Source organism: Zunongwangia sp. HRR-M8, from assembly GCF_027594405.1.
In the GTDB taxonomy this organism is placed as follows: Bacteria; Bacteroidota; Bacteroidia; order Flavobacteriales; family Flavobacteriaceae; genus Zunongwangia.
Map to the genome: position 1 here is coordinate 541,508 of NZ_CP115161.1, position 22,212 is coordinate 563,719.

At 35.1% G+C, this 22,212-nt stretch carries 22 protein-coding genes; 12 read left to right on the forward strand and 10 right to left on the reverse strand.

Features of this window, described 5'->3' with window-relative positions:
* Nucleotides 1-9 precede the first annotated feature (9 nt).
* Entirely contained in the window at nucleotides 10-858 is an 849-nt protein-coding gene (locus tag PBT89_RS02440; protein WP_270063243.1) for an SDR family oxidoreductase, read from the reverse strand.
* A gap of 153 nt (nucleotides 859-1,011) precedes the next feature.
* Between PBT89_RS02440 and PBT89_RS02445 the strand changes: the two genes are divergently transcribed.
* A complete protein-coding gene (locus PBT89_RS02445; protein ID WP_270063244.1) occupies nucleotides 1,012-1,680 on the forward strand; it encodes a glycerophosphodiester phosphodiesterase in 669 nt (222 codons plus the stop codon).
* A 37-nt stretch (nucleotides 1,681-1,717) separates the two neighbouring features.
* A complete protein-coding gene (locus tag PBT89_RS02450; RefSeq protein WP_270063245.1) occupies nucleotides 1,718-2,932 on the forward strand; it encodes an NAD(P)/FAD-dependent oxidoreductase in 1,215 nt (404 codons plus the stop codon).
* Here PBT89_RS02450 and PBT89_RS02455 read toward each other — a convergent pair.
* The gene (locus PBT89_RS02455) at nucleotides 2,929-3,405 is read right to left on the reverse strand and encodes a TspO/MBR family protein (RefSeq protein WP_270059331.1); all 477 of its coding nucleotides are present in this window, start codon (nucleotides 3,403-3,405) and stop codon (nucleotides 2,929-2,931) included. The genes PBT89_RS02450 and PBT89_RS02455 overlap by 4 nt on opposite strands.
* A gap of 104 nt (nucleotides 3,406-3,509) precedes the next feature.
* On the opposite strand from PBT89_RS02455, the gene PBT89_RS02460 reads away from it, so the two are divergent.
* The 8 genes from PBT89_RS02460 (at nucleotide 3,510) to PBT89_RS02495 (ending at nucleotide 11,876) form a co-directional block, all read left to right on the forward strand.
* Nucleotides 3,510-4,601, forward strand: a complete 1,092-nt coding sequence (locus PBT89_RS02460) for a diphosphomevalonate/mevalonate 3,5-bisphosphate decarboxylase family protein (RefSeq protein ID WP_270063246.1) — start codon at nucleotides 3,510-3,512, stop codon at nucleotides 4,599-4,601.
* Nucleotides 4,602-4,658: 57 nt separating this feature from the next.
* Nucleotides 4,659-5,597, forward strand: coding sequence for a mevalonate kinase family protein (locus PBT89_RS02465; RefSeq protein WP_270063247.1), 939 nt, complete (start codon nucleotides 4,659-4,661; stop codon nucleotides 5,595-5,597).
* Nucleotides 5,598-5,618: 21 nt separating this feature from the next.
* Complete coding sequence (locus PBT89_RS02470) at nucleotides 5,619-6,524, forward strand: geranylgeranylglycerol-phosphate geranylgeranyltransferase (protein WP_270063248.1); 906 nt, start codon at nucleotides 5,619-5,621, stop codon at nucleotides 6,522-6,524.
* A gap of 149 nt (nucleotides 6,525-6,673) precedes the next feature.
* On the forward strand, nucleotides 6,674-7,513 hold the full coding sequence (locus tag PBT89_RS02475) for a pseudouridine synthase (protein WP_270059327.1): 840 nt from the start codon (nucleotides 6,674-6,676) through the stop codon (nucleotides 7,511-7,513).
* Nucleotides 7,514-7,829: 316 nt separating this feature from the next.
* The gene (locus tag PBT89_RS02480) at nucleotides 7,830-9,224 is read left to right on the forward strand and encodes an arginine decarboxylase (RefSeq protein WP_270063249.1); all 1,395 of its coding nucleotides are present in this window, start codon (nucleotides 7,830-7,832) and stop codon (nucleotides 9,222-9,224) included.
* 66 nt (nucleotides 9,225-9,290) lie between these two features.
* Entirely contained in the window at nucleotides 9,291-10,166 is an 876-nt protein-coding gene (gene speB, locus PBT89_RS02485; RefSeq protein WP_270059325.1) for an agmatinase, read from the forward strand.
* Complete coding sequence (locus PBT89_RS02490; protein WP_270063250.1) at nucleotides 10,159-11,130, forward strand: deoxyhypusine synthase family protein; 972 nt, start codon at nucleotides 10,159-10,161, stop codon at nucleotides 11,128-11,130. The genes speB and PBT89_RS02490 overlap by 8 nt, the downstream gene beginning before the upstream one ends.
* Nucleotides 11,131-11,240: 110 nt before the next feature.
* Nucleotides 11,241-11,876: a lipid-A-disaccharide synthase N-terminal domain-containing protein gene (locus PBT89_RS02495; RefSeq protein WP_270063251.1), complete on the forward strand. Its 636-nt coding sequence runs from the start codon at nucleotides 11,241-11,243 to the stop codon at nucleotides 11,874-11,876.
* Here the strand turns inward: PBT89_RS02495 and PBT89_RS02500 are convergent.
* Nucleotides 11,853-13,295, reverse strand: a complete 1,443-nt coding sequence (locus PBT89_RS02500; RefSeq protein WP_270063252.1) for a glycosyltransferase 87 family protein — start codon at nucleotides 13,293-13,295, stop codon at nucleotides 11,853-11,855. The two genes, PBT89_RS02495 and PBT89_RS02500, sit on opposite strands and share 24 nt — an antisense overlap.
* Before the next feature lie 162 nt (nucleotides 13,296-13,457).
* Here PBT89_RS02500 and PBT89_RS02505 point away from each other — a divergent pair, with 162 nt between their 5' ends.
* Nucleotides 13,458-14,441, forward strand: coding sequence for a lipid A deacylase LpxR family protein (locus PBT89_RS02505; RefSeq protein ID WP_270063253.1), 984 nt, complete (start codon nucleotides 13,458-13,460; stop codon nucleotides 14,439-14,441).
* Nucleotides 14,442-14,502: 61 nt separating this feature from the next.
* On the opposite strand, the gene PBT89_RS02510 is transcribed toward PBT89_RS02505, so the two are convergent.
* The 6 genes from PBT89_RS02510 to PBT89_RS02535 form a co-directional block, all read right to left on the reverse strand.
* A complete protein-coding gene (locus PBT89_RS02510; RefSeq protein WP_270063254.1) occupies nucleotides 14,503-15,975 on the reverse strand; it encodes a cellulose synthase family protein in 1,473 nt (490 codons plus the stop codon).
* 13 nt (nucleotides 15,976-15,988) lie between these two features.
* Nucleotides 15,989-16,687, reverse strand: coding sequence for a glycosyltransferase family 2 protein (locus PBT89_RS02515; protein WP_270063255.1), 699 nt, complete (start codon nucleotides 16,685-16,687; stop codon nucleotides 15,989-15,991).
* 70 nt (nucleotides 16,688-16,757) lie between these two features.
* Entirely contained in the window at nucleotides 16,758-18,341 is a 1,584-nt protein-coding gene (locus PBT89_RS02520) for a 4Fe-4S binding protein (RefSeq protein ID WP_270063256.1), read from the reverse strand.
* A 52-nt stretch (nucleotides 18,342-18,393) separates the two neighbouring features.
* Nucleotides 18,394-18,609, reverse strand: coding sequence for a hypothetical protein (locus tag PBT89_RS02525; protein ID WP_270063257.1), 216 nt, complete (start codon nucleotides 18,607-18,609; stop codon nucleotides 18,394-18,396).
* A gap of 19 nt (nucleotides 18,610-18,628) precedes the next feature.
* Nucleotides 18,629-18,961: a transposase gene (locus PBT89_RS02530; RefSeq protein ID WP_270063258.1), complete on the reverse strand. Its 333-nt coding sequence runs from the start codon at nucleotides 18,959-18,961 to the stop codon at nucleotides 18,629-18,631.
* 47 nt (nucleotides 18,962-19,008) lie between these two features.
* Nucleotides 19,009-20,289 carry an NAD(P)/FAD-dependent oxidoreductase gene (locus PBT89_RS02535; RefSeq protein WP_270064293.1) on the reverse strand — a complete coding sequence of 427 codons (1,281 nt, stop codon included), beginning with the start codon at nucleotides 20,287-20,289 and terminating at the stop codon, nucleotides 19,009-19,011.
* 200 nt (nucleotides 20,290-20,489) lie between these two features.
* Here PBT89_RS02535 and PBT89_RS02540 point away from each other — a divergent pair, with 200 nt between their 5' ends.
* A complete protein-coding gene (locus PBT89_RS02540) occupies nucleotides 20,490-21,533 on the forward strand; it encodes a glycoside hydrolase family 113 (RefSeq protein WP_270063259.1) in 1,044 nt (347 codons plus the stop codon).
* Here the strand turns inward: PBT89_RS02540 and PBT89_RS02545 are convergent.
* Complete coding sequence (locus PBT89_RS02545) at nucleotides 21,517-22,212, reverse strand: TIGR04283 family arsenosugar biosynthesis glycosyltransferase (RefSeq protein WP_270063260.1); 696 nt, start codon at nucleotides 22,210-22,212, stop codon at nucleotides 21,517-21,519. The genes PBT89_RS02540 and PBT89_RS02545 overlap by 17 nt on opposite strands.

The following is a 22,212-nucleotide window of genomic DNA, read 5'->3' on the forward strand; positions in this document are numbered from 1 at the left end:
TTTAAATTATTATCCTCCAATTAATTCTCCGCCATTCACGTGAATGGTTTGTCCTGTAATATAACTGCTGTCTTCGCTTGCTAGAAATACATAAGCGGGTGCAACCTCTCCCGGCTGCCCGGCTCTTCCCATGGGTACTTTTTGTCCAAATTCTTTTACATCGTCAAAAGTAGCAGGGATTAAAGGCGTCCAAATTGGGCCTGGTGCTACGGCGTTTACACGTATCCCTTTTGATACGAGCATTGTAGATAAACTTCTGGTAAAGCTCGTAATTGCGCCTTTGCTACTGGCATAATCCAGTAAATGGGAGCTTCCTCTATAAGATGTAACCGAGGTTGTATTAACAATTGCGGCGTTTTCTTTTAAATAGTTTAGCGCTTCCTTGATAATATAAAAATAGGGATAAATATTGGTTTCAAAAGTTTCCTTAATCTGATCTATACTTATATTTTGTATATCGTCTTTTGGAAACTGTACAGCGGCATTATTAATTAGGATGTCTAGACTTCCTAATTCATCAATCGTAAGTTTTATCGATTTTTTACAAAATTCAGAATCTTTAATATCTCCTTCAATTAAAACGCATCGCTGTCCTTCGCCCTCTATTAATTTTTTAGTCTCTAAAGCATCTTCATCTTCGCTTAGATATATAATGGCAACATTAGCGCCTTCTTTAGCAAAATGTAAGGCTACACTTCGACCTATACCACTGTCTCCACCGGTAATTAAAGCATTTTTTCCCTTCAGCTTTTCACTACCTTTATAAGACGCTCTAATGATCATTGGCTGGGGGTGCATTTGATACTCATCTCCAGGTTGTTTTTGATCTTGTTGTGGAAAGGTTTTTGGTTGATCCATAAAATTTGCATTTTAGTAATTCGAAATCAAGTAAATTTAAGCATGCCAGGCAGAAAAAAAATGTTAAGTTGTCCTAAGCCTTTCTAAAGGACTAATGAATATAATTTTTTGGACTATAAAAAATTTGAAATACACTAACTAACACACTTATAAATGACAACTCCTTTAAAAATTGGGCATAGAGGTGCCAAAGGTCACGTGGCCGAAAACACATTAGAGAGTATAAAAAAAGCTATTAGCCTAAAGGTAGACATGATCGAAATCGATGTGCATCTATGTAAAACGGGAGAGCTTGTTGTAATTCATGATGAAGAACTAGATAGTACAACTACTTGTACAGGATTTGTTGGTGAAAAATCACTTAAGGAGCTTAAATCTTGTAGAACTTCAGAAGGTTATCAAATTCCTACATTAAAAGAAGTGCTCGATGTTATTCAGGATAAAGTAATTTTGAATATAGAATTGAAAGGAGAAGGAACAGCATTACCGGTATTAGACTTGCTGGAAAAGCGGCCAGAATCAAGAATTTTGATTTCAAGCTTTAATTTTAATGAATTGATGAGTCTTCGTAGTCAAAATACTACAATCCCTTTAGCTGTGTTAACAGAAGACGATATGAGTATTGCATTTTTACAGGCACGACACTTAAAAGCAGCTGCCATTCATCCTTATTATAAATTAGTAACCAGAGATTTTATAGGGGATTGCCACCGTAACAAAATTAAAGTGAATGTTTGGACGGTAAATAAAACCGAAAAAATCAAGAAGATGAAAGATCTTGGAGTAGATGGGATTATTTCCGACTTTCCAGATCGAATATAATGATAAGATTTGCCATAATTATTTCTAACAAAATTAGATGACGCATTACGATGTTTTGATAGTAGGTGGTGGAGCTGCCGGTTTTTTTACAGCAATTAATATTGCAGAGTTTAATCCCGAATTAAAAATTGCCATTCTAGAGCGAGGAAAAACGGTCTTATCTAAAGTTAAAATTTCAGGTGGTGGAAGATGTAATGTGACGCATGCTGAATTTATGCCGAAAGAATTGTCACAAAACTATCCCAGAGGACAAAAAGAATTACTTGGCCCTTTTCATAGTTTTATGACGGGTGATACCATTGGCTGGTTTGCCGATCGCAACGTAGAATTGAAAACTGAAGAAGATGGCAGAATGTTCCCTGTGAGTAATACTTCTGAAACTATTATAGACTGCTTTCTTAGCGAAACCAAGCGTTTAAATATAGATATTCTTACAGGATATTCGGTAAATGCTATTGATAAAGTAGATAATGCCTGGAATGTGAAAACCACTAAGACGAATTTTACTTGCGAGAAGTTAGTCATAGCAACAGGGAGTAATCCTAAAATGTGGAATATCCTTCAACGTTTAGGGCATCATTTAATAAATGCGGTACCGTCTTTATTTACGTTTAATATCAAAGATCCTAGAATAGAAGGTCTTGCCGGTATCGCTAATTTTGCTGAAGTGAAAATTCCGAATTCGGGACTGGAAAGTGAAGGTCCGCTTTTAATAACTCATTGGGGATTAAGTGGCCCCGGGATTTTAAAACTTTCTGCCTGGGGAGCGCGAGAATTAAACAAATATGATTATAAATTTCCTATAGTGGTAAACTGGGTGCCGGGTTTTAATTCAGATTCTATAATGGAAGATTTGATGAAAATCAAGAATAACTCCGGAAAACAAAAAGTTTCTAAATATCCACAATTTGAACTTCCAAAGCGACTTTGGATAAAAATATGCAAGGCTTCAGAAATTGTAGAAGAAGAGGTTTGGGCCAATGTTTCAAAAAAGCAATTAGAAGCATTAGCGATACAATTAACGAATGCTGAATTTCAGGTAAACGGTAAAAGTACTTTTAAAGAAGAGTTTGTAACTGCTGGGGGTGTAGATTTAAAAGAAATCGATTTTAAAACCTTCCGAAGTAAAAAATATCAAGACTTATATTTTGCAGGAGAAGTACTAAATATCGATGCTATTACGGGTGGCTTCAATTTTCAGAATGCCTGGACGGGTGGATATATCGCTGCAAAATCTATTGCTGAAAGTTAGTTAATACGCCAAAATTCAAAAGTAAAAGCCAGCAAATAAAGTACCCAAACAGCATAAGGGATTAATAAGTAGGCAGACCATGCGTTTACAATTTTAAACCATTTTATAGTAATAAGAACAACTATAAATACGGAGATAATCGCAAGTAGAGCCATTAATGGTTCGTGCAATCCAAAGAAAAATAAAAACCAAAAAGTGTTGAGTAGTAGGATAAAGCCAAAATGATAAAGTGCTGTTTTTACCCATTTGTGATAGAAACCTTTACTCCATACTAAACCTGCCGAAACGCCAATAAGTATATACATGATTGTCCACACCGGGCCAAAGAAAGATTCCGGTGCTGTAAACCATGGTTTCTGCAGCGCAGCATACCAGCTGTCTAATCCGTCTTGTAGTGCAATAATGCCTAAAAAGCCAAATACTAGACAAACGGCAGTTGCTGTAACACTGCGTATAAGCAGCTTAGCATTCATTAGTTATGATTAGGTTTTGTCTTTTAAAAATAACAAAAAAAATGAATTATGGGTGAATCAGTAAGAAAAATTTAAAAGTATATATTTGTCGAAAATCTCTAAAAATGCCTGATAAGGAATTTATCGCAGCAGATGTTAATCCAACCATAGAAAATGGTTCGGTGAGCTGGGAAGCACCAAGTAATATAGCTTTAGTTAAATATTGGGGTAAAAAGGAAAATCAAATTCCGGCGAATCCTTCTTTAAGTTTTACGCTCAAAAACTGTAAAACTACAACTAAATTAAACTATGTTAAAGTTACTGAAGCGCATCAAAATTCTGAAGAAATTACTTTTGAAGTGATTTTTGAAGGCGTTAAGAAAGAAAGCTTTAAGCCTAAAATTGCTTCTTTTTTTAAACGAATTTTGCCTTATTGTGCTTATTTGAAGCATTTTAGATTTGAAATTATTTCAGAGAATTCATTTCCGCATAGTAGCGGTATAGCATCTTCAGCAAGTGGAATGAGTGCTTTAGCACTTTGTGTGATGAGTTTGGAAAAATCACTTTTTCCTGAAATGAGCGATGATTTCTTTAATAAAAAGGCTTCGTTTTTAGCAAGATTGGGTAGTGGTAGTGCTGGTAGAAGTATAAAAGGCAATATGGTCGTTTGGGGCGAGCACAAAGATGTTTTACTGAGTAGTGACTATTACGGGATCGAATATCCTCTTAAAACTAATGCCGTTTTTAAGGATTATCAAGATACTATCTTATTGGTAGACAAAGGAATTAAACAGGTGAGCAGTACGGTAGGCCACGATTTGATGCATGGGCATCCCTTTGCAGAGGCAAGATTTAAGCAGGCAAACGATCATTTATCAGAACTAATCCCTGCTTTTGCAGATGCAGATCTCGAAACTTTTATAAAAATTGTAGAAAGCGAAGCGCTTAGCCTTCATAGCATGATGATGAGTAGCGATCCTTATTTTTTATTGATGAAACCAAATACTTTGGCACTTATTCATAAAATTTGGGAGAAGCGAGAACAAAGCGGAATCCCGGTTTGTTTTACTTTAGATGCCGGTGCAAACGTACATATGTTATATCCTTCAGCAAATAAAGAAGAAATTTTGGAATTTGTTAAGAACGAGTTAGTTGTCTATTGTGAAAATGGACACTATATTTGCGATGAGGTTGGAGAAGGAGCAAAAATGTTGTAATTTTATATAAGTTGCTGTAAATCATAATCTGGTTGTAGTAGCTAAAAGGCTAATTATATGAAGGGACCTTTATTTTATTCTAAAATTTTATTGTTTGGAGAGTATGGAATCATCAAAGATTCTAAGGGCTTATCTATTCCTTACAATTTTTATAATGGCGCTTTAAAGGTTTCTGAAGAGCCTACAGCAAAATCTAAAGAATCTAATGAACACTTAGCTCGTTTTGCAAAATATCTAAATACGCTGCAAATCGAAAATCCAGAGCTTGTACATTTTGATATTAATGCTTTAGAAGCTGATATTGAGAAAGGAATGTATTTTGATTCGAGCATCCCACAAGGCTATGGCGTTGGTAGTAGCGGTGCATTAGTAGCGGCGATTTACGACAAGTATGCTACAGATAAAATTACCGTTTTAGAAAATCTAACTCGCGATAAATTACTTAAACTGAAAAAGATTTTCGGTAAAATGGAATCTTTTTTTCATGGTGAATCTTCAGGATTAGATCCTTTAAATAGCTACTTAAGCATTCCGATTCTAATTAATTCTAAAGACAATATCGAACCTGCCGGAATTCCTTCGCAAACCGAAAACGGTACAGGTGCTGTATTTCTTTTGGATAGCGGTTCTACGGGAGAAACAGCCCCGATGGTAAGCATATTTATGGAGAATATGAAGCAAGAACCTTTCAGGAAAATGCTTAAAAATCAGTTTGTAAAACATACAGATGCTTGTGTTGATGATTTTTTAAAGGGAGATGTAAAATCGCTATTTAAAAATGTAAAACATCTTTCTCATGTGGTTTTAGATAACTTTAAACCTATGATTCCTGCGCAATTTCATAAGCTGTGGAAACATGGTATAGAAACCAACGATTATTACCTTAAGCTTTGCGGCTCTGGTGGTGGTGGCTATATCTTAGGATTTACAGAAGATTTGGAAAAAGCCAAAAAAGCACTTAAAGATTACAATCTGGAAGTTGTATATAACTTCTAAACTTACTAAAATCAATAGCGTATGGCTTCGCTGATGAATAAGCGCTTTTTGCTTAAAATGCTTAGCCTTTTTTCTGTGGTTCGCGGTTATAATATTCTTATGATCGTTATAGCGCAGTATTTAGCTTCAGCATTTATTCTAGCTCCAGAACTTCCTTTAAGAGATGTTTTTTTCGACGATAACTTATTTTTCATTATTCTAAGTACCGCCACGGTAATTGCTTCAGGATATATTATAAATAATTTTTACGATAGCGAGAAAGATTTAATAAATCGTCCCAAAAAAACGATGCTCGATAGGATTGTGGGACAACGAACAAAGCTTTCAGTATATTTTATTCTGAATATGTTTTCTGTATTTTTCGCCAGCTATGTTTCGTTTAAAACGGTGGTCTTTTTTTCGCTGTATATTTTCGCAATTTGGTTTTATTCACACCGTCTCAAAAAGATTTTATTTGTTGGGAATCTTGTAGCATCTGTAATGGCTATTATACCTTTCTTTGCTGTGTTTGTGTATTACGGTAATACCGAAGCTGTAATTTTTATCCATGCCGCATTCCTATTTTTAATGATCGCTATGCGAGAACTGGTTAAAGATTTAGAAAATATTAAGGGGGATCTGGCCCTAAATTATAATACGATACCTGTAGTATACGGGGAGAAGTGGAGCAAATTATTTTTAGGGATTTTATTCTTATTTTCTATCATCCCAACATTATTACTTACGCAAAAGTTTGATTTGGGGTATATGGATATTTATTTTTGGGTAAGCTTTTTATTGCTTATCCTGTTTATGCTTATTCTATATTTCAGTAAAGCGAGGTGGCAGTATTTATTGCTTCATAATATTCTCAAGTTTATAATTGTTTTGGGGGTTTTCAGTATTTTACTTATCGATCCAGATACCCTTTTAAACCGAGTTTTTTAAGGAAGCCGAAGCTTTTTTATACTGAAATATGTAAAAAAGGCTTTCAACTTTCTTTATTTGAAGTAGTTGGATTAAAGAAAATTCAAAATCTTTCAATAATCATTTTTTAACATCGAAGGTAACCAGTATCTTTGCAAAAAATTAGCGATATGAGCAGGAATGATAATTCTTCAGGAAAAAAGCATAGTGGAAGACAAGGTGGCGGTAGTCGCAACAAATCTTATGCTCGCGGTAACGCGCCTATAAAATCTAAAAAAGTAACTGCTTTAGAAAAAAGGGAAGATGGAATGCGTTTAAATAAGTATATCGCTAACGCAGGTATTTGCTCTAGAAGAGATGCCGATATTTACATATCTTCAGGAAATGTTTCTGTAAATGGAGAAATAGTAACCGAAATGGGTTACAAAGTGCAGCTTACTGATGAAGTTAAATTCGATGGCCGTAGCATATCTCCAGATAAGCCTGAATACTTTGTGCTAAATAAATCTAAGGGAGTTTTCGTTACCGGAAGTATCCATAAAGGAGGATTAACGGTAATGGATATAATGGCAAAAGCTTCTAAATCTAAACTCGATCCAGTTGGTAAATTAGATACCCAAACTACCGGTTTGTTGGTATTTACAAACGATGGTGCTTTAGCTAAGAAACTAGCTAATCCTAAAAATGGGATACGCCAGATTTATCACATAAAAATTAATAGGGCGCTATCACAAGAAGATTTAGAGAAAATTAGAGAAGGCGTTTTTATTGAAGGGAAAAAAGTAAATGTAACCGATGTGAGTTATGTGAAAGATCGACCGAAATCTGAAGTAGGTTTAGAGCTAACAAGCACAAGATCCCATATCGTTCAGAAAATATTTAAAAGTTTAGGATACGAGATTGTTAATTTAGATCGTGTTGTTTTTGGTGGTTTAACCAAGAAAGATTTGCCAAGAGGTCGCTTTAGAACACTTACCAAGCAAGAGGTTATTAATCTTGGTAATTTGTAAATCATTTTTTAAATATTCAATCATTTTTTTATTTACATTTATCCCAGAAATTATAACTGGGATAAATTGCTATCCTTAGCAATCGCAATTATAATTAGATCATTAATTATTAGAAATATTCTTTTAGTGTTTTTAAATTGAAAAACATTTTTCTTTTCAGATTCCCGCCAGTTCAGGTGGCACTTGAGTTTAGAATAATCTCTAGACGTCGTAATTTTTATATTGATAATATTCTTAACAATATTTTATCAATCTGAATTTTCAGACTGATGAAATAATACCTAATTTTTATTTTTTAACCATTTACTTATATAAATTGAATACCAAATACAGGGATTTAATCGATCAAACTTACTATTTTCCTCAAGAAGAATTTAAATTAGAAGGTAGTGAACTTCAATTTCATGATATAGATTTAATGGAGCTGGTAAAACAGTACGGAGCACCATTAAAATTTACTTATCTGCCAAAAATTTCAGAAAATATTAATCGAGCAAAAGGCTGGTTTAATACCGCAATGCAGAATCTTGATTACAAAGGCTCTTACAATTATTGCTATTGTACCAAAAGTTCGCATTTTGAATATGTGATGAATGAGGCGCTAAAGAATGATATTCATATCGAGACATCTTCTGCTTTCGATATTAATATTATTGAAAAATTGAAGGCTTCTGGAAAACTTAAAGATGATGCTTATGTAATTTGTAATGGCTTTAAACGCGACCAATATGTCAATAATATAGGTAGGCTAATTAATAATGGGCACAAAAACTGTATCCCGATTATTGATAATTACGAAGAACTAAGTTTGCTGGAAGATAGGATTAATGATGATTTTGAAGTTGGGATTAGAATTGCATCAGAAGAAGAACCAAAATTTGAATTTTACACTTCAAGATTAGGGATAGGTTACAAGAATATTGTGCCATTCTACAATCAATCCATAAAGGATAATGATAAAGTGAATCTAAAAATGCTTCACTTTTTTATCAATACCGGTATTCGTGATACCGCTTACTATTGGAACGAGCTCAATAAATGTCTTAAGGTGTATATTAACCTTAAACGTGTGTGTCCAACTTTAGATAGTTTAAATATTGGTGGAGGTTTTCCTATAAAAAATTCACTTCATTTTGAATATGACTATCAATATATGGTTGAAGAGATTATCAACCAAATCAAACAGTCTTGCGAAGAAGCCGGTGTTGAGGTTCCAAATATTTTTACCGAATTTGGAAGTTTTACAGTAGGTGAAAGTGGTGGCGCTATTTATGAGATTTTATACCAAAAGCAACAAAACGATCGTGAAAAGTGGAATATGATCAATTCGTCTTTCATTACAACTCTACCAGATACTTGGGCAATTAGTAAAAAGTTTGTGATGCTAGCCATTAATCGCTGGAACGACGAGTACGAGCGAGTATTATTGGGGGGATTAACATGTGATAGTGATGATTATTACAATAGTGAGCAACATACCAATGCTATTTATCTTCCCAAGTTTAAAAAGGAAAAGCCATTATATATTGGTTTTTTTAATACCGGTGCTTATCAACAAACCATTGGTGGATTTGGAGGGTTACAACATTGTTTAATTCCGCAACCAAAGCATTTGCTTATAGACAAGGATGAAAATGGTAAAATCACTACCAAGATTTTTAAAGAACAGCAAAAAGCAGAAGATATGCTGGATATTTTAGGATACCAGTAATTATAATCATTAAAATATTTATCTTTAATGATTTCAACTATTTCTTATTAAACCAATTAGATTAAAATGAGTAAAAAGAATTATGCCGGAATACCAGATAAATACGCTCGTATAGACGAGGCAAAAGTGGTATTAATTCCTGTTCCTTATGATGGAACAAGTACCTGGCAAAAAGGCGCAGATAAAGGACCAGATGCTTTTTTAGAAGCTTCAGAAAACATGGAACTTTATGATATTGAAACAAGATCTGAAGTTTACAAAAAAGGTATCTATTTAGCGCCACCAGTAACTGAAGATGCATCACCTGAAAAGATGGTAGAAGCGGTTTATAAAACTACTAAAAACTATATCGCTCAGGACAAATTTGTGACCCTTTTTGGAGGAGAGCATAGTATTTCTATTGGCAGTATTAAAGCATTTAATGAAAGCTTTGCAGATTTAACAGTAGTGCAACTTGATGCTCATGCCGATTTGAGAGCAGAATATGAAGGTTCTAAATGCAATCATGCCTGCGCAATGCATGAAGCTAGTAAAAATACAAACCTGGTACAGGTTGGTATTCGTTCGATGGATATTTCAGAAACCGATCATATGGACGAGAATCAAGTTTATTTTGGACATGATTTATATGAAGATTGGATGGATGATGCTATTGGACAAATGACGCCAAACGTTTTTATTACGATAGATTTAGATGCTTTCGATCCTTCAATTTTACCATCTACAGGTACACCTGAACCAGGAGGCTTATTTTGGTACGAAACCTTAGAGTTTTTAAAATTAATGTTTAAAAAGAAAAACGTAGTAGGTTTTGATATCGTTGAGCTTTGCCCAAATAAAGATGAAAAATCTTCAGACTTTCTAGCAGCTAAACTTTATTATAAAATGCTTAGCTACAAATTTAAATATCAAGATTCTAACGAAGACGACGAAGATGAATAAAGGAGCGATTTCGCAATTTATAGAAAAATATTATTTACACTTTAATGCAGCAGCGCTTGTCGATGCCGCTAAAGATTACGAAAAGCAATTAGAGAAAGGCAATAAAATGCTGGTCTCTCTTGCTGGTGCAATGAGTACAGCCGAATTAGGAAAGATTTTTGCTGAAATGATTCGACAAGATAAGGTACAGATCATTTCCTGTACTGGTGCGAATCTTGAAGAAGATGTAATGAATCTTGTAGCACATTCACATTACAAGCGCGTGCCTAATTATCGTGATCTTACTCCAAAAGAAGAATGGGAATTGTTAGAAGGTGGCTTAAACCGGGTAACCGATACTTGTATCCCTGAAGAAGAAGCTTTTAGAAGAATTCAGGAACATATTTATAAAATCTGGAAAGAAGCAGATGATAAAGGAGAGCGTTACCTTCCTCATGAATATTTATATAAACTATTACTTTCTGGAGTTCTAGAAGAATATTATGAAATTGATTTGAAGGATTCTTGGATGTATGCTGCTGCTGAGAAAAATTTACCGATAATCGTACCGGGGTGGGAAGATAGCACATTGGGTAATATTTTCGCTTCTTACGTAATTAAAGGAGAATTGAAAGCTAGTACTATGAAATCTGGGATCGAGTATATGACTTTCTTAGCCGATTGGTATACAGAAAATGCGAATACCGGAATAGGTTTCTTTCAAATTGGAGGTGGTATTGCAGGAGATTTCCCAATTTGTGTAGTACCAATGTTGTATCAAGATTTAGAGCGAACCGATACCCCATTTTGGAGTTATTTCTGCCAGATTTCAGATTCAACAACTAGCTATGGGTCATACTCTGGTGCTGTTCCAAATGAGAAGATTACTTGGGGTAAATTAGATATTGATACGCCTAAACATATTATTGAAAGCGATGCAACAATTGTAGCGCCACTTATATTTGCTTATCTATTGGATATGTAATGTGCCGATTAATGCTTCAGGTGGAGTATTAACAAATAATTATATTAAATTGAAGCTGTCCTCTAGTCAATTTTGGCGTATTTTGGGCAGCTTTTTTAATTCTCTGGTGTATGAACATGTGGATAGTGTATGGGATCGGTTTTTTGGCTCAATTATGTTTTTCAGCCAGATTAGTAAATCAATGGTTGTTATCAGAGAAAAAAAATAAAGTACAAACCCCAACATTATTTTGGCAGCTTAGCCTTTTAGGTGCGATTCTATTCTTCGTTTACGGCTATTTACGTAAGGATTTATCGATCATGATTGGCCAGGCGCTTATTTATTATATCTATTTCCGCAATTTACAATTACAAGACCAGTGGAAACTTTCCAATATTTTCTTTAAAATCGCTGTGGTTCTCTCACCAATACTTATTACGGTTTATCTTGTGTTTTTTAGTGATTTAGATTGGTCAAGGCTGTTTACCGGCGATAATATTGCTATTTGGCTAGTAATTTTGGGAACAGTAGGGCAAATGGTTTATACAGGAAGATTCGTTTATCAGTGGATCTATTCTGAAAGGCACGACAAAAGTAGTTTGCCTTGGGGATTCTGGGTAATGAGTTTAACGGGTTCTGCCATTATTTTTACATACGCCTGTTTTAGAACTGACCCTGTCTTATTATCAGCACACTTTTTTGGAGCAGTAGTATATATTAGAAATTTATTTTTGATGCATAAATCAAGAAAGAAGGCTAAAGCTTAATTTCTTCGGAAAGAAAACTTCAGTGATCGCAAAGCCAATCACCACTAAATATTCTAAGGCCACCAGCCATAAATTCTCTTGAAATTCGGTATTTCCATAAGCGCTATAGCTTAAAATTGCCATAAAAGACCAAACGATAGGAAATCGATATTTGGTAAATACTGAAAGCAAAAGCGGAGTCACAATATACCAAGGATGAACAGTGGTCGAGAGCAAAAAATAAATGGCAAGCGCAAAAACACAACCTGAAATTAGCGATTTTAAGCTAGTATTTTTTCTAAAAAGACTAATGGCTAGGATTATTATAAAAGTGATTACAGGAAGAATCCTACCCGCATCAGCGATAATGTTATATCCTTTTATTTGAAAACCAATCCAACGAACGATGTAGTAAATACTGGCGTTGAATTCGAATTTCTGAAACCAAAGCCCAACACTTTCCAAAAAATTATTCAGAAAAACCGAATTATAGAATGGAAGAAAGCTTAAAATGACCGTTAGCAACACGATAGCATAAAATCCAAGAAGTTTAGTCCATTTTATCGATTTTAGTTCAGTAATTTTTTCTGAAAACTGAGTTGCTAGATTTCGATTTTCGATAAATTCTGCATCACTTTTTTTACTGCTGAAAAACTTCAGAAAGAGCGGTAGGAACATCAGCGGAAGCAATTTTACGGAAATCGATAACCCTAAAATTATAGCTGAAATGATCCATTTTCGTTTCCATAAAAAGTAAAAACTCAGTAGAATAAAAAATCCCATCACACTTTCAAAATGTAGATTTCCGAAGCATTCAATAATCACAAATGGATTCAGTATAAACCAGAAAATGTAGTATTCTGGTAAATCAAGTTTTTGTAAAAGTTTTCTTCCGTAGAACAAAATTCCGATTTCAGCCAACAAAATAAACAGCCTAAAAATTACTACTGAAAAAAGAATATTTTTATCTGAAAACCATCCTGAAACAGCAAAAATCAATTGATTAATAGGCGGATAATTAGTGTAATTGGAAGCACTTAGTGTGCCCATGCCATTCACCAGTTGCTGAGCTTGGGAAATGCTACCAAAATGTGCCGATTCTATCAAATAATCAGGCGTCGATAAATACGGATTAATTCCGTTAGCGAGTAATCGCCCATCCCAAATAAACCGGTAAAAATCTTGTGAAAGATTAGGTAAAGCGAAAATAAAAATTAGTCTAAAAATTAATGCTGCACCAGCTAGTAACCAAAATCGTGTTTTTAAAAGCTGAATAATTTTAAAACTCAGAAAAAATAAACCCGCGTAAAGGGTGATTAATTTTGGGAAATCTGCTCGATCAAGATCGTAAGCAAAACTCCAGTAAAAAGCAGCAGCCGTTAAAAATAATAACCAAGGAATTTTATAGAGTTTCAGGGATTGGAACAAGCTTGATGCCATTTAATCATATACTTTTCGAAAGTAAACATAAATATTAGACAAATCATCTGCCAAGTGAACAGAAATCAAGATTTATGTTAAACCTATTTATGATATTCTAGAGAATAAAAGAAAAATAATTTTATTTTTATCTTTTCCGAAGTATAACTCTTTCTCAAAATCTTGAAAAAAAAATCTTATAATTTCAGCTTTGTTACTTTAGTAAATTTATTTTTTACGAGCTTCTCAATATTTACTTATGGACAAGAAATTAACTCAACTAACATAGTTCACGATTTTGAAGGATATCGTTATTTCAGACTCAATTATGATAATGATTTCTTTATGTACTCGGATGATGATTACACTCAGGGTTTGAATTTCGAATTAGTTCATCCAGTTTTCAGAAAAAACCCAATAAACTTTCTTTTTTTTAAAAGTAAAGGTGGCAATTATAAATATGGACTTGCTATAGAGCATTCCGCATTTACACCAGATGTCATAAGCGACATTGATATCAGATATACTGATCGGCCTTACGCTTCAGCATTAACTTTAAAAATGATGAGCGTTAGTGATCATCTTGATAAGGGGTCCAGGATGAAATCTTCTTTCTGGCTAGGTATTATTGGGCCATCATCTTTGGGCGGAGCCGGGCAAACTTGGATTCATGAGGCTACCGGGAATTGGAAGCCTAGAGGATGGGATAATCAAATCGTCGATGACGTAATGCTGAATTATAATCTAGGCTTCGAAACGTTGCTTTTAAATTTCAGTAATTATTTTTCATTATATGGTGAATCGAAGGTACGATTGGGGACGATGTTCACAGATTTCAATCTAGGTGCAAGTGCAACTTTAGGACTCGTTAACTCACCTTTAAGAACATCCAATAGAAGAAGTAAATTCCAGGTTTATCTATTTGCTAGAGGAATAACTAATTTTGTTGGATACAATGCTCTATTACAAGGAGGAGTTTTTAATCGTAGAAGCCCTTATACTATTCCTTCTAACAAAATAGAGCGTTTTACTGGGCAATATTATTACGGTTTAGTTATTAAATCTGGTTTTTTCTATTTAGAGTATTATCAAACCTCAATGACGCGTGAATTTGAATATGGTGATCCTGAAGATTGGGGCGGTTTAAAAATTGGAGTAAGGATTTAAAACAACTATAAATATGATCTGAATTCTAACAGCGAAGCGATCTCAATTCTAATTACTAAAATTATCCCTTCGAAAAAATGCTCTTAAAAGCCACAAAACCAAAGCCACCGAAAAGCATTAGATGGAAAACAATTAATCCGAAGTCATTTAGCGCAAAAGCGCTGTACACTGCAAAAGCGAAATAGAGGCAAAGTAGCGCTTCGATAAGAATGTTTACGGAAAATTTATTCGATAAATATTTATTGCCTTTCCACGAATCTTTCAGCGTATTCACATTAAATTTTGGCGTACGGATAAACTCCGACCGTTTCCCAAAATGACCTTCTAAAACGGCTAAGGAATTATGCACAGAAAATCCCATTGCCACCGCAAAAAATGTGATAAACATCCCGATAAAACAGAAGAAAGATTTGATTCCTTTTCCGTAAATTTTGGTGTAGGGAACATAGTAGCAGCAAAAGAAAATAATCGTGCTAATGCCAAATCCTGCCAGCACATTAAAATACCAGCTAAACGCAGGATTGTTGTTTTTGATGTATAAAACCGGAACACTTAAAATCCCCAATAGCAGAACGATCAAAAACATACTGGAATTTAGCAAATGAAAAAATCCGTGAAATTTTGTGCCGAAAGAAACACTGGGGTCTTTAACCAATCTTAGATAATTTTTTCTGAAATTTTCAGCAGCACCTTTATTCCAACGAAATTGCTGTGAACGTGCTGCACTAATGGCAACCGGAAGTTCAGCCGGAGTTTCGACATCTTCCAGGTATTTGAATTTCCATTTTTTAAGCTGCGCGCGATAACTTAAATCCAAATCTTCGGTAAGCGTTTCGCCACTCCAATTCCCGGCATCCAAAATACATTCTTTGCGCCAAATACCTGCGGTACCATTAAAATTGATAAAATGCCGACCAAAATTTCTACCGGTTTGTTCCAGAATAAAATGAAAATCTAAAGCGAAAGCCTGGATTTTGGTGAGCAACGAATAATCCCGATTTAAATGCGCCCATCGCGTTTGCACCACACCAATTTCAGGATTCTTAAAATAAGGAACCGTTTGTTGTAACCAATCTGGATTCGGCATAAAATCGGAATCAAAAATAGCAATAAACTCTCCTTTGGCGATTTTTAACCCTTCCTTTAAAGCACCGGCTTTAAATCCGCTTCGGTTTTCACGTTGGATATGTTGAATCTCAATTCCACTTTTCCGAATTTCAGCAATAATTTCAGTGGTTTTTAGAACAGATTCGTCTGTAGAATCGTCCAGCACCTGGATTTCAAGTTTGTCCTTTGGATAATCGATTTTTCCGATATTCCTTAGTAAACGTTCTACCACATACATTTCGTTGTAAAGCGGCAACTGGATGGTCACGTTGGGGATTTCAGTAGGATTTTTTAGATCGAATTTTTCAGCAGTATCCACACTTTTCTTCGCCTTTAGGTAATTCAGCAATAATTGCAATTCTGAAATACTGTAAAAGAAAATCACCAGCAAGGCCAATGTGTATAATATGATAATCGCTAAATCCAATCTATTTTTTTACCTATTTAAAGCTATATTTAAAAATCCAACCCAAAATCTTAACGCCTGCAAAGATAGCGCCTTTTAGCGTTCCAGAAACTTTAGAGACACCAATCCTGTTTTTGTAATGCACCGGCACTTCTACATACGAAAAATCTTGTTTTATGGCTTTAAGTTGCATTTCTACCGTCCAGCCGTAGGTCTTATCTTGCATATTTAACTTTAGCAATTTCTCGTATTTTATGGCTCTAAAAGGTCCAAGATCGGTAAATTTTGCGCCAAAAAATAAGCGCATTAAAGTGGTGGCGAGCCAATTCCCGAAAATCTGCGGAAGCGTCATTGAGCCATCTTCTCGCCATTTTTTAACCCGAGCACCAATAACCATATCAATATTGTTCTGCTGAATAGGCGCAACGATATTAGTTAATTCTGAAGGGTAATCGCTATAGTCACCATCCAGAAAAACTATGATATCTGGGGTTGAATTTTGATTGGCGATATATTCCATACCTTTTAAACAAGCATAGCCATAACCTTTTCGGTTCTCTTGAAGTACTGTTGCTCCGGCAGCTGAAGCGTTTTTCTCAGTATCATCGGTCGAATTATTGCTTACCACAATAACTTCATCGACGATATTGGGGATTTCAGCAATCACTTTTGCAATCGAATCAGCTTCGTTATACGCAGGGATAATAACTTTTATAATTGGGGTTTTTTTCAAATTTTTTAGGCTTTTTGATCAATTTCGAAACCTCACAGGTTTCAAAAACCTGTGAGGTTTACCGCGTATTTTATTGAGATTTTTGATTCAGAAGATCCAATAGATCTACATCGTTCCCTAATAATACTTCATCTTCGTTGATTCTGCCTTCCGTTTTTCCGTTTTCTAATTTTAAAACACCGCGAGGGCAAACCGCTGAACAAATGCCGCAACCAACACAACTAGATCGTACAATATTTTGTCCTTTTTGTGCGTAAGCTCTAACGTCGATTCCCATTTCGCAATAGGTAGAACAATTTCCGCAGCTAATACATTGGCCGCCATTGGTTGTAATTCTAAATTTTGAAAATAGTTTTTGTTGCATCCCAAGAATTGCCGCCATCGGGCAACCATAACGGCACCACACGCGACTACCAAAAATTGGATAAAAACCAACGCCGATTACTCCAGAGAATGCAGCTCCAATCAAGAAACCATACCATTCGCGGAGCTTATAGGCCGGGAAGAAAAAGATATTCCAGTTTCCGCTAAAATAATTAATTGCGATAATCGATAATATGACCACTAAATATCCAATGGCTCCGTATTTCGCATCTTTTTGTAATTGATCTCGTTTAAAGATCATGATCAAAGCGAAAAATAATGTAAGAAATCCGGCACTTCCCCAAAGAAAAACATCTTTAGTTAACCAAAATCGATCGGAATTTTCTCCAAGATACGAATAGACGACGGCGATGGTCATAACGGTAACAAAAACCAATACACTGTGAATTACCCAGCGTTCAATTTTCCAGGCTTTTTGAGATTTATCCGAAAGTTGCCTAAAGGGATCTCCGGCAGTTTCTGCCAGGCCCCCGCAACCACAAACCCAGCTACAATACCAGCGTTTTCCGTATTTGTAGGTAAGAATAGGAGTGATTACAAAGATCGAAATGATACCAAAAATAAGCATGGCAATACCTAAATTTCCGGCAGATAAAAAAGATTCTAATCGGTATCCGGCAAAAAGATCGTAATTCAGTGGCCAAATCGTTGTGGGAGCAAAATAAGGTTTGTTTAGTCGGGCAAGAATTTCAGGAATTAAAAATGCAAAACCCAACTGAAAAAACATGACCGAGCAAGTTCGAATGATTTCGTAGCGATTATGGCGATATTTCAGGATAAATTTAAATCCGAAAATCCAGATCGCAACCGTATACAAAGTACCGTAAACAAACCATTGGCTGGCCGGACCGCCGTTTATAAATTTACTTAGCGGATCGAACAAAGCGATAATTCCGCTATTTGCGCCTTCGCTATTTAATCCCAAATACTGCGGGAACCAGTATAAAACCACGTAAAATAGGGTCAGACCTATCCCAAGTATCCAGGCCCAAAAACCTTTACCACTTAAGGATTTAAACCAAACGCCGTCGTTTTTGATTCCGGCATGTTTTCCCCAATAGGCATCGATAGAAAAAATTACCGTTCCGAGTGTAATCAGTCCTAGCGATAAACTTAGAAATAAACTTTTATTCGGAAAATTGAAATTAGCGATGGCAAGCACCAAAATCAATAAACCGGTAAGGCCAATAGCACTTGCTATTTTTTGAGTGGTGGAAATACTTTTTGGTGCATCCCCGGTGATAGACATATTATGTTCGATGTTGCTCATATTATATTATTTAGACCTCACAGGTTTTTAAAACCTGTGAGGTCTTGATTTTTTATTCTAAATACAGTTCACTTTTTTTCTCACAAATTTCATTTTGCCTTTTGTAATGCATAAATCTAAAATTTGATTTATCATCAAATAGCTCCAGAACATCATCTCTCATTAGAAGTGTTTTTCCATTAGATATCATAGCATAAAACGAAGAATGTTTGTATTTTTCAAAACTCGATGTAAATCCATGATGATATGGATTTAGATGAATGTACAAAATGACCTGTTTTAGATACTCAGTATTTTTTTATTTGAATTCTAGAAAACCTATCTTGAAAAAGGCTACCATTCCGGTTGTAAGCCTTGTTTATAGCTTTTGCGTATGCATTGAATAAATTTGAAAAGGATTTTGAAAGGACTATACTATCAGCATTTAGAGTTTTAATTAATAAATGAAAATGATTTTTTAATAAACAATAGGCATGGATTTCGGCAATTGGTATAATGTGTTTTTGAACCAATGATAGAAAGAATGGATAATTTCGATCTTCAATAAATAAGTTTTCACCATTATTTCCTCTATTGTAAATATGGTAGAATTTATTGTTTTGTAATGGTTCATATTTCATTGTAATCGATTTTAAACCTCACAGGTTTATGAAACCTTTGAGGTTTGTTAACCAGAAGATTTCTTAAAGCCTTCAAATATTGCTGCCTCATGCCGAGTATAAAATTCAGGATCAAAATTAGCTTGTTTTAGATTAGCAAGTACGTAAGTTATCTCTCGATTTTCGGTAAGCCAACGGTCTAAAACTTCGTGTCTCATTCTAATTCCGAAGGTATTTATGCCTAAAAATTGATTCGTTTTTTTATCGAAATTTATGGTGATGGCTTTGGTTCCATCTTCATGCTGCCAGTGAAAATGTTGCTCATTTTCCTTTGGTTTTGGCCAAACCCAACCATAAGTTTGATATTCAATATCAAAGAATTTAGCCGAATTAAACCAATTTCCCGGATTGTATTGAGTTCTTTCTCCTGTAAGCGTTACCGCTAAAGTTTCCCCCATCATTCGGCCGGTATACCAAACGGCTTCAACCGGTTTTCGCTGTCCAATGGCTTCCTGTTGCTCGGCACAATCGCCAATGGCGTAAACATCTGGAATATTGGTTTCTAAATAGGAATTCACCAAAATTCCTTTATTCATCGCCAAATCTGAATTTTTTAAAAAATCGATATTTGGGCGTACGCCGGCACAAAGTCCGACGAACTGGCAATCGATTTGTTCACCGGTTTTGGTAATTATAGAACTGACTTTCCCGTTTTCGTCCGGAATAATTTTATCGAGTTCGGTTGCTGTTCGCAGTTCGACACCATGAGATTTAATATGCTCAGAAATCATATTCGCGTCCTCAAAAGGTAAGACGGAATGCCAAAAGGCTTTTTCTCGAACTAGCATGGTCACTTCGATATTGCGGGTACGCAGCATTTCAGCGAGTTCTACGCCAATTAATCCGCCACCGATAATGACTGCTTTTTTACAGTTTTTGGTGTTTTTCTCGAGTAGTTCTAAATCTTGTTTTGAAACCAATCCCTGCGCACCATCTAGATCTTCGCCTTCCCAGCCAAATTTGTTAGGGATCGAACCGGTTGCTAAAACTAGTTTGTCGTAAGAAAGTGTATCGCCATTTTTAAAATGAAGCGTTTTTTTATCAAAATCGACTTGCTCTACCCATCCGTTTTTTAGATCGATTCGGTTTTTCTTCCAAAACCAGTCTTCGTATGGTTTAAGATGGTCCCACTTCATGTGGCCCATATACACATACATTAACGCAGTACGAGAAAAAAAGTAATCGCTTTCCGCAGAAATTACCGTAATCTTTTTTTCCGATCTTTTGCGAATATGCCTTGCGGTAGTAATTCCAGAAATTCCGTTACCAATAATAACGATATGCTCCATGGTTTTTACAGCTGTGGTGTTAGTGAAAGTTTCTAAAATTTGTATACTACTAAAATTTAGTCGCAAGTAAAGAATTAACTTAACTTCGAAAGAAAGAAAAGCAGTTAAAAAAAGAAAAATCTTAATTTTAAGAATGCAAGCTTTACTATATAAAACTCATGCTACTCCAATTATGATAAGATAGACAAACCGGATATTCTATGAAAATTAATTTTCTGTACTGTTTCTTTTTTTTCTGCATGGTTTGCCTAAGCTGCCAGCCTAATTATCCAGAACAAAAATATAACGGATTAAGTTTAGTTGCTTCACGAGATTCGTTAAAAACAGCGCATATTCTTCCGCTAAAAAATGTTAATGCGAATACTGTAGCCTTGATGCCTTTTGCTTTTCTTCAGGATTTAAAAAATCCAGAGCTACATTTTAATGACGATCGACAATGGTGGGGAGAACGGGTAGAAGGGCTTCAGCAAAACATTCGAGTACTTCAGGAAAATGAAATAAAGATTATGCTAAAACCTCAAATTTGGATCTGGCACGGAGAATTTACCGGAGATCTTAATATGTCTTCGGAAGAAAATTGGATAAAGTTTGAAAATAGATATTTGGAATATATTTTATTATATGCGGAACTGGCCGAAAAGGAACAAATTGAACTATTCTGCATAGGAACCGAGCTTTATAATTTTACTGAAAAAAGACCCGAATTTTGGCAAAAGATGATTGCTGAAGTACGCAAAGTGTATTCTGGAAAGATCACTTATGCTGAAAACTGGGATAAAGTTGACCAGTTTGAGCTTTGGGATCAACTCGATTTTATTGGCGTAGATGCTTATTTTCCTGTTAGTGAAGAAGAAAATCCTACAAAAGCCGAGTTGATCGATGGGTGGAAATCACATAAAAAAATGCTTCAGAAATTATCTTCGGAATATAAAAAGCAGGTAATATTTACTGAATATGGCTATCGTAATGTCGATTTCGCAGCGAAGGAACCTTGGAAAGCTTCAACAGTTAGGCGTAATGATGAAGTTCCAAAAAACCTAAATGAAGAACTACAAGCAAAAGCTTTACAAGTGATTTATGATGAATTTTGGACTGAAAATTGGTTTGCCGGTGGTTTTCTTTGGAAGTGGCATCATGATCATGATCGTGCCGGTGGAAAGCAGAACGATCGCTTTACACCACAAAATAAGCTGGCTGAAAATATAGTAAAGATGAATTATAAAAAGTTTAAGTTGAAGAATTAACTTTAGACTGATAGCAACTGTATAGCTGTTCTGGTGAAGCGCCCTTAAATTTCTTCCAGCAAATCTGGCAAAAAAGCCATTGTGTTTGCCAAACTCCTAACTTTTCATATAAGCGAGCTGAGGTAGTAAGCCATTTGTTAATAATTGTAAATTCACCTAAATCGTATAGTTTTCCAATCAGCTCATTGTCTTCGTAAACTATATAGTTTTCATTGTAACCTCCTAATTTAAAGAATAATTCTTTTTTAATAAAAAGGGATTGATCGCCACCGCGACAGGAACGATGATTAATTCTTGTGAATTGCGCCATAAGTTTTAACCACCAGTGATTTTTATCGAATTTCATTATAAAGCATCCCGCTTTTTTGTCGTTTTTTAAAGCCTTAATGATATAGTTATCAAAATGGAAAGGAGGATAGCTATCGGCATGCAGAAAATATAATATTTCAGCCTTAGCTATTCGTGCACCAGCATTCATTTGCTTAGCTCGACTTTTTTCAGAAAAAATAATTTTTACAGAAGAGAATTGGCGGGTAATAGCAAGCGTTTGATCTAGACTACCACCATCTACGACAATTATTTCAGCAATAAATCCTTTGTTGTGTTTCAGTAAATATTCTAACAGCCGCCCAATATTCTGCTCTTCATTAAAAACAGGAATAATGATGCTGATTTTCAT

Coding starts and splice junctions, on each gene's coding strand:
- PBT89_RS02465 (WP_270063247.1), top strand. CDS start 4,659: ATGAAGGGACCTTTATTTTATTCTAAAATTTTATTGTTTGGAGAGTAT.
- PBT89_RS02500 (WP_270063252.1), bottom strand. CDS start 13,295: ATGGCATCAAGCTTGTTCCAATCCCTGAAACTCTATAAAATTCCTTGG.
- speB (WP_270059325.1), top strand. CDS start 9,291: ATGAGTAAAAAGAATTATGCCGGAATACCAGATAAATACGCTCGTATA.
- PBT89_RS02545 (WP_270063260.1), bottom strand. CDS start 22,212: ATGAAAATCAGCATCATTATTCCTGTTTTTAATGAAGAGCAGAATATT.
- PBT89_RS02460 (WP_270063246.1), top strand. CDS start 3,510: ATGCCTGATAAGGAATTTATCGCAGCAGATGTTAATCCAACCATAGAA.
- PBT89_RS02490 (WP_270063250.1), top strand. CDS start 10,159: ATGAATAAAGGAGCGATTTCGCAATTTATAGAAAAATATTATTTACAC.
- PBT89_RS02535 (WP_270064293.1), bottom strand. CDS start 20,289: ATGGAGCATATCGTTATTATTGGTAACGGAATTTCTGGAATTACTACC.
- PBT89_RS02440 (WP_270063243.1), bottom strand. CDS start 858: ATGGATCAACCAAAAACCTTTCCACAACAAGATCAAAAACAACCTGGA.
- PBT89_RS02520 (WP_270063256.1), bottom strand. CDS start 18,341: ATGAGCAACATCGAACATAATATGTCTATCACCGGGGATGCACCAAAA.
- PBT89_RS02470 (WP_270063248.1), top strand. CDS start 5,619: ATGGCTTCGCTGATGAATAAGCGCTTTTTGCTTAAAATGCTTAGCCTT.
- PBT89_RS02495 (WP_270063251.1), top strand. CDS start 11,241: ATGAACATGTGGATAGTGTATGGGATCGGTTTTTTGGCTCAATTATGT.
- PBT89_RS02450 (WP_270063245.1), top strand. CDS start 1,718: ATGACGCATTACGATGTTTTGATAGTAGGTGGTGGAGCTGCCGGTTTT.
- PBT89_RS02540 (WP_270063259.1), top strand. CDS start 20,490: ATGAAAATTAATTTTCTGTACTGTTTCTTTTTTTTCTGCATGGTTTGC.
- PBT89_RS02445 (WP_270063244.1), top strand. CDS start 1,012: ATGACAACTCCTTTAAAAATTGGGCATAGAGGTGCCAAAGGTCACGTG.
- PBT89_RS02455 (WP_270059331.1), bottom strand. CDS start 3,405: ATGAATGCTAAGCTGCTTATACGCAGTGTTACAGCAACTGCCGTTTGT.
- PBT89_RS02475 (WP_270059327.1), top strand. CDS start 6,674: ATGAGCAGGAATGATAATTCTTCAGGAAAAAAGCATAGTGGAAGACAA.
- PBT89_RS02530 (WP_270063258.1), bottom strand. CDS start 18,961: ATGAAATATGAACCATTACAAAACAATAAATTCTACCATATTTACAAT.